The organism is Streptosporangium sp. NPDC048047, from assembly GCF_040653115.1.
Lineage (GTDB): Bacteria > Actinomycetota > Actinomycetes > Streptosporangiales > Streptosporangiaceae > Streptosporangium.
The window spans coordinates 32462-42041 of sequence record NZ_JBEZNH010000066.1; the positions used below are offsets into that span (position 1 = coordinate 32462).

8 protein-coding genes are annotated in these 9580 nt (G+C 71.3%); all 8 read left to right on the top strand.

Annotation, left to right across the window (positions count from 1 at the left end; genetic code table 11):
• Nucleotides 1-306: 306 nt before the first annotated feature.
• The 8 genes from AB0D67_RS34265 (at nucleotide 307) to tnpA (ending at nucleotide 9512) form a co-directional block, all read left to right on the top strand.
• Nucleotides 307-1548, top strand: a complete 1242-nt coding sequence (locus AB0D67_RS34265) for an amidohydrolase (protein WP_362945209.1) — start codon at nucleotides 307-309, stop codon at nucleotides 1546-1548.
• A gap of 378 nt (nucleotides 1549-1926) precedes the next feature.
• Nucleotides 1927-3006 carry a BMP family ABC transporter substrate-binding protein gene (locus AB0D67_RS34270; RefSeq protein WP_362945211.1) on the top strand — a complete coding sequence of 360 codons (1080 nt, stop codon included), beginning with the start codon at nucleotides 1927-1929 and terminating at the stop codon, nucleotides 3004-3006.
• 91 nt (nucleotides 3007-3097) lie between these two features.
• Nucleotides 3098-4654: an ABC transporter ATP-binding protein gene (locus AB0D67_RS34275; protein WP_362945213.1), complete on the top strand. Its 1557-nt coding sequence runs from the start codon at nucleotides 3098-3100 to the stop codon at nucleotides 4652-4654.
• A gap of 37 nt (nucleotides 4655-4691) precedes the next feature.
• Complete coding sequence (locus AB0D67_RS34280) at nucleotides 4692-5843, top strand: ABC transporter permease (RefSeq protein ID WP_362945215.1); 1152 nt, start codon at nucleotides 4692-4694, stop codon at nucleotides 5841-5843.
• Nucleotides 5840-7117 (top strand): ABC transporter permease, encoded by a 1278-nt coding sequence (locus tag AB0D67_RS34285; protein WP_362945217.1) that lies wholly within the window; start codon nucleotides 5840-5842, stop codon nucleotides 7115-7117. Before AB0D67_RS34280 ends, AB0D67_RS34285 begins: the two co-directional genes overlap by 4 nt.
• A gap of 23 nt (nucleotides 7118-7140) precedes the next feature.
• A complete protein-coding gene (locus tag AB0D67_RS34290) occupies nucleotides 7141-7554 on the top strand; it encodes a cytidine deaminase (protein ID WP_362945219.1) in 414 nt (137 codons plus the stop codon).
• Nucleotides 7555-7556: 2 nt separating this feature from the next.
• The gene (locus tag AB0D67_RS34295) at nucleotides 7557-8837 is read left to right on the top strand and encodes a thymidine phosphorylase (RefSeq protein ID WP_362945221.1); all 1281 of its coding nucleotides are present in this window, start codon (nucleotides 7557-7559) and stop codon (nucleotides 8835-8837) included.
• A 252-nt stretch (nucleotides 8838-9089) separates the two neighbouring features.
• Nucleotides 9090-9512, top strand: a complete 423-nt coding sequence (gene tnpA, locus AB0D67_RS34300; protein ID WP_362945223.1) for an IS200/IS605 family transposase — start codon at nucleotides 9090-9092, stop codon at nucleotides 9510-9512.
• Nucleotides 9513-9580: the final 68 nt, after the last annotated feature.

Here is a 9580-nt window from a genome sequence, read left to right on the forward strand (position 1 = left end):
TGGTTCGAACGGGTCAGAAGGTGCCTGAGAAGGCCAGGGGGCGTCAAAACATTTGGTCCAGATGGCGGCGAGGTGCCGCGTGGGAGGGATAAAGTCGATGTCATCGTCGGTACGCCGGTCGCCTCACACTGGCTCGTTCCTCCGTGTCGGCGTTCTTCGGTTCGCGCCGGCGCGGCCCACGCATCCACTCCGGCCCATCGGCGCGACGGCCGTTTTCAGGTTGCCGGTTGGATCACTTGATTCCGGGGCAGTCGTTCATGATTGCCGCGACGTTCGAAGCCGCTGACGCGGATGGGAAGGTGCACAATGCGGGGGCGTAATCTCCGGGGAGAGCTCGATACGTTTCTCGCCGGGTCCGAGCAGGAGCTCATCGACTTCCGCCGCGACCTGCACATGCACCCGGAGCTCGCCTTCGCCGAGTACCGCACCACGCAGCGGATCGCCGACCGCCTGACCGCGGCCGGCCTCGTCCCCTCGGTGCTGCCGCGCGGCACGGGCGTGATCTGCGAGGTCGGCAGCGGCGACGGCCCCACCGTGGGGCTGCGGGCCGACATCGACGCGCTGCCCGTTCCCGACGAGAAGGACGTGCCCTACAGCTCGACGGTCCCCGGCGTGTGCCACGCCTGCGGCCACGACGTGCACACCACCGTCCTGCTCGGCACCTCGCTCTTCCTGGCCCAGCAGGCCGAGGCCGGGCTGCTGCCCGGCCGGGTGCGGCTGATCTTCCAGCCCGCCGAGGAGCTCCCCGGCGGGGCGCTGGAGGTCATGGCCTCCGGCGGCATCAGCGGCGTCGACCGCATCTTCGGCCTGCACTGCGACCCGCGCCTGGACGTCGGCAAGGTCGGCCTCAAGTCCGGGCCGATCACCTCCGCCTGCGACCGGGTCTCCATCCGGGTCAGCGGCCCCGGCGGCCACACCGCCCGCCCGCACCTCACCGCCGACCTCGTCTTCGCGCTCGCCAAGATCCTCACCGAGCTGCCGGCCGCGCTGTCGCGCCGGGTCGACCCGCGCTCGTCGCTGAGCCTGGTCTGGGGCCGGGTCGAGGCGGGCTCGGTGGCCAACGCGATCCCCGACGACGGCGTGGCCGAGGGCACCGTGCGCTGCCTGGACGAGGACGCCTGGCACGCCGCCCCCGACCTGATCAAGGGGCTGCTCGACTCGGTCGCCGGCGCCTACGGCGTCGAGGCGCACATGGACTACATCCGGGGCGTCCCGCCGGTGGTCAACGACCCGGTCAGCGTGCAGATGCTCACCGAGGCCGCCCAGGGCGTCCTCGGCGACGCGGCTCCCGCGCCGACCCAGCAGAGCCTGGGCGGCGAGGACTTCGGCTGGTACCTCGAGTCGATCCCCGGCGCCTACGCGCGGCTCGGCACCCGCACCCCGGGCTCGCCGCACCTGGCCGACATCCACCAGGGCACCTTCGACGTGGACGAGAGCTGCGTCGGCGCCGGGGTGCGCTTCCTCGCGGCGACCGCGCTCACCGCCCTGTGGGAGGGGCAGCGGCCCAGCAGCGGCGAGCCGCTCGTGGCGCTGAACGCCGACAACTGACGGTCCCGCCGGCGGTCTTCCCCCCGGTCACGCCCTACTCCGTACGGTCCCCCGGGCGCCTCCCGGAGCGGCCCGCCGGAAAGATCTACGGTCTGTCCACGATGTGAGATGCGCTACACCGGGGGCGGCGGCCGGGACCGTCCGGGGGAGGGCTCCCGTACGGGAAACCGCCGGGCGACGGGCGGTTCGGTGCGCCGGCCGACATTACCGGTAGGTAGATGGGGCCGCCGCCGTGTGTCACAGGGCGGCCTGAGCTGCATAACGGACCTATTGCGGACTCGTGTGCTGGTTTGGTCAATGCTGGTCAAGCAACTATCTTCCGTGCAGGGTTGCCGTGCGTCTCTTCGCGCGTGCACGAATTCGCGAAGGGAGTCCGTCTTGCTTCAGAACCGATACGGCAGGCTGGCCGCCGCCGTACTGGCGGGCAGCATGCTCATGGGAGCTGCCGCATGTGGTGGAAGCGAGGAGCCGTCGTCGGCCAAGCCCGCTGACGGTGGGAGCAGCAGCGCCGCCGCCGGAGGCAAGGGCGCCAAGGTCGGTCTGGCCTACGACATCGGCGGCCGCGGCGACCAGTCGTTCAACGACGCCGCCGCCGCGGGCCTGGACAAGGCCAAGGGCGAGCTGGGCCTCGCCGAGACCAAGGAGCTGGAGGCCGGCAACGGCGAGACCGAGGCGGCCAAGGAGGAGCGGCTGCGCCTGCTCGCCGACGGCGGCTACAACCCGATCATCGCCATCGGCTTCGCCTACTCCGGCCCGCTGAAGAAGGTCGCCGCCGAGTTCCCGGACACCAAGTTCGCGATCGTCGACGACGCCGACGCCACCGGCCCGAACATCTCCAACCTGATGTTCGCCGAGCACGAGGGCTCCTTCCTGGTCGGCGCCGCCGCGGCGATGAAGAGCAAGAAGGACCACGTGGGCTTCGTCGGCGGCGTCCGGGTGCCGCTGATCGCGAAGTTCGAGGCGGGCTTCATGGCCGGCGCCAAGGCGGTCAAGCCCGACATCAAGATCGACAGCAAGTACATCAGCGAGCCGCCGGACTTCGGCGGCTTCAACGACCCGGCCAAGGGCAAGACGGCCGCCCAGGGCATGTTCGACGCGGGCGCCGACGTGGTCTACCACGCCGCGGGCGGCTCCGGCGGTGGCGTGTTCGAGGCGGCCAAGGCGGCCAAGGGCCTGGCCATCGGCGTCGACTCCGACCAGGCGAAGACCGCCGCCCCCGAGCTGCAGAGCGTCATCATGACCTCGATGGTGAAGAAGGTCGACGTCGCGGTCTTCGACTTCCTGAAGAGCTACGCCGACGGCGCGGTCAAGAGCGGCCCGGCCACCTACGACCTCAAGGCCGGCGGCGTCGACTACTCCACCACCGGTGGTCAGATCGACGACATCAAGTCCAAGCTCGACGAGTACAAGCAGAAGATCATCTCCGGCGAGATCACGGTTCCCGACAAGAACTCCTGAACCGGATCTCGTTTCCTGAGCTGGTAGTGACGAAGGGCCCGGCGGACGACCCCCGGGCCCTTCGGTCCGTTCCCACCCTCACTCACCTTCCGTGACCCGCGCAGTCCGTGCGGAGGAGGCCGTCATCAGCACCTCGACCCCGGCCGTCGAGCTCGAGGGAATCACCAAGAGATTCCCCGGGGTCGTGGCCAACCGCGACATCTCCCTGTCCGTGCGGCAGGGACACGTCCACGCCATCGTCGGTGAGAACGGCGCGGGCAAGTCCACCCTCATGAAGATCCTGTACGGCATGCAGCGCCCCGACGAGGGAGAGATCCGCGTCAACGGCAGGCCGGTGGGCTTCCGCTCCCCGGCGGACGCCATCGAGGTCGGCGTCGGCATGGTCCACCAGCACTTCATGCTCGCCGACAACCTCACCGTCCTGGAGAACGTGGTCCTGGGCAGCGAGCCCCGCAAGGGCGGACTCGGCCTCGACTTCGGCGCGGCCCGCGAGAGGATCCGGGAGATCTCCCGCTCCTACAGCCTCGGCGTCGACCCCGACGCCCTGGTCGAGGACCTCGGCGTCGGCGCCCGGCAGCGGGTGGAGATCCTCAAGGTCCTCTACCGCGGCGCCCGGATCCTCATCCTGGACGAGCCGACCGCCGTGCTCGTGCCCCACGAGGTGGACGAGCTGTTCGCCAACCTGCGCGAGCTGGTACGTGAGGGTCTCACGATCATCTTCATCTCCCACAAGCTCGACGAGGTGCTGTCGGTCGCCGACGCCATCACCGTCATCCGGCGCGGCACGACCGTGGCGAGCGTCGATCCCAAGGACGTCACCGCCCGGCAGCTCGCCGAGCTGATGGTCGGCAGCGAGCTGCCCAGCCCCGAGACCCGCGAGTCCACCGTCACCGACACGGTCGAGTTGTCGGTGCGGGGCCTGACGGTCCGCTCCGCCGACGGCCGCCCCGTCGTCGACGACGTGAGCTTCGACATCCGCAAGGGCGAGGTCCTCGGCATCGCCGGCGTCGAGGGCAACGGCCAGGCCGAGCTCGTCGAGGCGATCATGGGCATGCGGGCCGCCGAGGGCGAGATCCGGCTCGACGGGCAGGACGTCTCCGCCTGGCCGACGCTGCGCCGCCGCGAGGCCGGCATCGGCTACATCCCCGAGGACCGCCACCGGCACGGGCTGCTGCTGGAGGCCCCGCTGTGGGAGAACCGCATCCTCGGCCACCAGACGCGCCGGCCCAACGTCAAGGGCCCCTGGATCGACCGGTCCGGCGCCCGCGCCGACACCCGGCGCATCGTCGAGGAGTACGACGTCCGTACGCCCGGCATCGACGTGGACGCCGCGGCGCTGTCCGGCGGCAACCAGCAGAAGCTGATCGTCGGCCGGGAGATGAGCGGCGACCCGGTGTTCCTCATCGCGTCCCACCCGACGCGCGGCGTCGACGTCGGAGCCCAGGCCGCGATCTGGGACCACCTGCGCGCGGCGCGCGCCGCGGGCCTGGCCGTACTGCTGATCTCGGCCGACCTGGACGAGCTCATCGGCCTGTCCGACACGCTGAAGGTGATCCTGCGCGGCCGGATCGTCGCGGACGTCGATCCGCGCGACGTGACCCCCGAGCGGCTGGGATCGGCCATGACCGGTGCTGGAGAGGCGGCATGAACATCTTCGCAACGCGAGGCACGGCCGGGGTGGTCGCATGAGCACCGCCGGGTCGAGCTTCACCGACCGGCTGCTCGGCCGGGCCAGGCTCGGCGGCCTGCTCTCGCTCGCCGCGCCCGTCCTGGCCATCGTCTTCGCCGGCCTGATCACCTCGATCGTCCTGCTGGCCACCGGTGACCCGCCGCTGGAGACGCTCGGCGTCATGATCGACTACGGCGTGCAGCCGCGGACGATGGTGCTCACCCTGAACTACGCGACGACGTACTACCTGTCGGCGCTGGCGGTGGCGATCGGGTTCCGGATGAACCTGTTCAACATCGGCGTGGACGGCCAGTACCGCCTCGCGGCGCTCATCGCCGCGGCCGTGGGCGGCGCCGCCGTCCTGCCGGGCCCGCTGAACACCGTGCTCGTCGTCGTCGTCGCCATGCTGGTCGGCGCCGGCTGGGCGTCGATCGCCGGCCTGCTGAAGGTGCGGCGCGGCGTCAGCGAGGTCATCTCGACGATCATGCTGAACGCCATCGCCACCGCCCTCGGCGCCTGGCTGCTCAACACCGACCGCCTCGCGGTCGAGGTCGCGGGCAGCAACAACATCGGCACGAAGCCGATCCCGGAGGCCGCCCGGGTACCCGGGCTGGCGCTCATCCCCGGGACCGGGACGAAGGTGTTCGGGCTGATCATCCTGGCGGTCGCCATGGGCGTGCTGTACCACGTCCTGCTCAACCGCACCCGCTTCGGCTTCGACCTGCGCGCCACCGGCCGCTCGGAGTCGGCCGCGGTGGCCAGCGGCGTCAACGTGAAGAAGATGGTCCTCATCGCGATGATCATGTCCGGCGCGACGGCGGGACTGATCGGCATGCCGCAGCTGCTGGGCGCGTCCTACAGCTACAGCCTGGACTTCCCCACCGGCCTCGGCTTCACCGGCATCGCGATCGCGCTGCTGGGCCGCAACCACCCCGTCGGCATCGCGCTCGGCGCCCTGCTGTGGGGCTTCCTGGACGCCTCGTCGAACATCCTGCAGCTGCACGACATCTCCCCGGAGATCGTCGCCATCATGCAGGGCACGATCGTCCTGTCGGTCATCGTCGCCTACGAGCTGGTCCACCGGTACCAGATCTCCGCCGGGCAGCGCCGGGTGAGCAAGGAACTGGCCGGCAAGACCCCGGCTCGGCCTGAAGGAGCGTCGGCATGAGCGAAGGTGCCCTCACCGCCGAGAAGGCGCGGGTCCAGGAGCCGGGCGGGACCGGCAGGCTCCGGCTGACCTGGCGGCTCCTGCTGCTCGGCCTCGCCGCCCTGATCGTCCTGCTGTCGGTCGTCCGTGCCCTCACCGGCGCCGTCGACCTGACCTCGGCCGGAGCGGTCAACGCGGCGGTCGCGCTGGCCGTGCCGATCGGCCTGGCGGGCCTCGGCGGCCTGTGGTCCGAACGGGCCGGCGTGGTCAACATCGGCCTCGAAGGCATGATGATCCTGGGCACCTGGTGCGGCGCCTGGGGCGCGATCCACTTCGCCAACCCCTGGGCGGGCGTGGTGGCCGGCGCGATCGGCGGCGCCCTGGGCGGCCTGCTGCACGCGATCGCGACCGTGACGTTCGGCGTCGACCACATCATCTCCGGTGTGGCGATCACCATCCTGGGCGGCGGCGTCACCCAGTTCCTCTCCAAGATCACCTTCGCGGAGATGCCCGGCGGCGGCGACACCCAGTCGCCGCCCGTTCCCAAACCGGGCACCGTCAGCCTGCCCGGGGTCTCCGACGCGCTGACCTCGCTGGAGTCCAGGCAGTGGTTCCTGCTGTCGGACCTGGCGGGCATCCTGCGCGGCCTGACCACGAACGTCTCGCTGTTCACCATCCTGGCGATCCTGCTCGTCCCGCTGACGTTCTACCTCCTGTGGCGGACGGCCTTCGGCCTGCGGCTGCGCTCCTGCGGCGAGCGCCCGGTGGCGGCGGAGTCGCTGGGCGTCAACGTGTACTACTACAAGTACGTCGCGGTGGTCGTCTCCGGCGCCCTCGCCGGTCTCGGCGGGGCGTTCCTGTCCCTGGTGGCCGCCAGCGCCTACCGTGAGGGGCAGACCGGCGGGCGCGGCTTCATCGGCCTCGCCGCGATGATCTTCGGTAACTGGCGTCCGGGCGGCCTGGCGGCCGGCGCGGCGCTGTTCGGCTACACCGACGCGCTTCAGCTCCGCCGGGGCGGCGAGTCGGTGCACGCGCTGCTGCTGCTCGTCGCGATCCTGATCGCGGGCGTCGCGGTCTACCAGCTCGTCCGGCAGCGCCGCACCCGGGCGGCGCTGATCGCCGCCGTCGCCGCGGTCGCGGTGTTCGCCGTGTTCGCGCTGACCGACACCATCGCGGCGCAGTTCACCTCGGTCGCTCCGCACATCACCACGCTGCTGGTGCTGTCGCTGGCCGCGCAGCGCCTGCGCCCGCCGGCCGCGGACGGCGTGCCGTACCGCAGGGGACAGGCGAAGTGACCACGACATCTGGGGGACCCTCCATGGGTGAGGACGACGAGACCGGCATCGACTGGGCGGCGCTCAGGACCGCGGCGGTGCAGGCCATGACCAACGCGTACGCGCCCTACTCCAAGTTCCCGGTCGGCGCCGCCGCCCTGGTGGACGGCGGGCGCATCGTGTCCGGCTGCAACGTCGAGAACGCCTCCTACGGCGTCGGGCTGTGCGCCGAGTGCGGGCTGGTGTCGGCGCTCCAGGCGGGCGGCGGCGGGCGGCTCGTCGCCTTCACCTGCGTCGACGGGCACGAGGAGCTGCTCATGCCGTGCGGCCGGTGCCGCCAGCTGCTGTACGAGTTCGGCGGCGACGAACTGCTCGTGGAGACCGTGGACGGCCCGAAGCCGATGGCGGAGATCCTGCCGTACGCCTTCGGGCCCGACAACCTCAGCCGGGGGGACTGACCATGGACGCGATCGACGTCATCGTCACCAAGCGGGACGGCCGCGAGCTGTCCACCGCGCAGATCGACTGGGTGATCGACGCCTACACCCGGGGCGTCGTCGCCGACGAGCAGATGTCCGCCCTGGCGATGGCGATCCTGCTCAACGGCATGAACCGGCGGGAGATCGCCGAGTGGACCGCCGCCATGATCCGTTCGGGTGACCGGATGGACTGGTCGGCGCTGCCCGGCCGTACCACCGACAAGCACTCCACCGGCGGCGTGGGCGACAAGATCACGCTGCCGCTGGCCCCGCTGGTCGCCGCGTGCGGCGGATACGTCCCCCAGCTGTCCGGCCGCGGCCTCGGCCACACCGGCGGCACGCTGGACAAGCTGGAGTCCATCCCGGGCTGGCGGGCCTCGCTGTCCAACGCCGAGATGCTCGACGTGCTCCGTGAGTCCGGCGCGGTCATCTGCGCGGCGGGCGACGGGCTGGCCCCGGCCGACAAGAAGCTCTACGCGCTGCGCGACGTCACCGGCACCGTCGAGGCGATCCCGCTGATCGCCTCCTCGATCATGTCGAAGAAGATCGCCGAAGGCACCGGCGCGCTGGTGCTGGACGTCAAGGTCGGCTCCGGGGCGTTCATGAAGACCCCCGAGCGGGCCCGCGAGCTGGCGACCACCATGGTCGAGCTGGGCACCGACGCCGGGGTCACCACGGTCGCGCTGCTCACCGCGATGGACCGCCCGCTGGGCCTGGCCGTGGGCAACGCGCTGGAGGTCGCCGAGTCGGTCGATGTCCTCGCCGGCGGCGGCCCCGCCGACGTGGTCGAGCTGACCGTACGGCTGGCCCGCGAGATGCTCGACGCCGCGGGCCTGACCGGCGGCAAAGACCCCGCGGACGCGCTGAAGGACGGCTCGGCCATGGACGTCTGGCGGCGGATGATCAGCGCCCAGGGCGGCGACCCCAACGCCCCACTGCCCGTCGCCGCCGAGACCACGCGGGTCCTCGCCCCCGCCTCCGGCGTGCTCGCCACGCTGGACGCCTACGGCGTGGGCCTGGCCGCCTGGCGGCTCGGCGCGGGCCGGGAGCGCAAGGAGGACCCCGTGTCCTTCGGCGCGGGGATCACGCTGCACGCCAAGCCGGGCGACGAGGTCCGCGAGGGGCAGCCGCTGATGACCCTGCACGCCGACGACGCCTCACGCTTCGATCGGGCGCTGGAGGCGCTGGAGGGCGCCTACACGGTCGGCGAGGCCGCCGACCCGGGCCTGCTCCCGCTGGTCATCGACCGCGTCACCGCCTGACGCCGCCCCCGGAGACCGTCCCGAAAGGCTACGCTGACGACCTCCGGCCAGCGCGGCCGGGGATCGTCGGCGTCGGTCAGGCCGCCCGAGCCCTCCATCAGATCCTCCCGAGGGGGCCGTCGCCTTCAGACGGCGGGGGAATCGGGAGCGGGAGGGCCGCCAAGGCCCGAGCGTGCCCTGACCGACCGGGTCTGCGCATCGGGGTTCTCCAATCATCGCGTGTCAGATGGATGGCGCTGTCATAGTGATCGTGTGGCTCGTCGAGTGCGCACCTCCCCTGGCGCGGCGTACGACCTCGGATACCACGTCGTGTGGTGCCCGAAATACCGCCGCCCCGTTCTGGGTGGCCGGGTCGAAGACCGCCTGGAGGAGTTGATCTGCGCCAAGGCCGCCGAGCACGGCTGGGAGATCGTGACGCTGGAGGTCATGCCCGACCACGTGCACCTGTTCATCAAGCCGCACCCGAAGAACTCTCCGTCGTACGTGGCCGACCGGTTCAAGGGCTTCACCTCCCACCACCTACGCGGCGAGTTTCCGCACCTGCGATCCCGGCTGCCCACCTTGTGGTCACGGTCGTACTTCGTGGCCACGACCGGCGCGGTGTCCGCCGAGACGGTGCAGCGCCACATCGAAACCCAGCACGAGCGCGCCCCCAAGGGGGAGCGCCGTGCGTAGGTCGTACAAGTTTCTGATCCGCCCGACCAGCAAGCAGGTGGCCGCGTTGACGGCGTGCCTGGAGGATC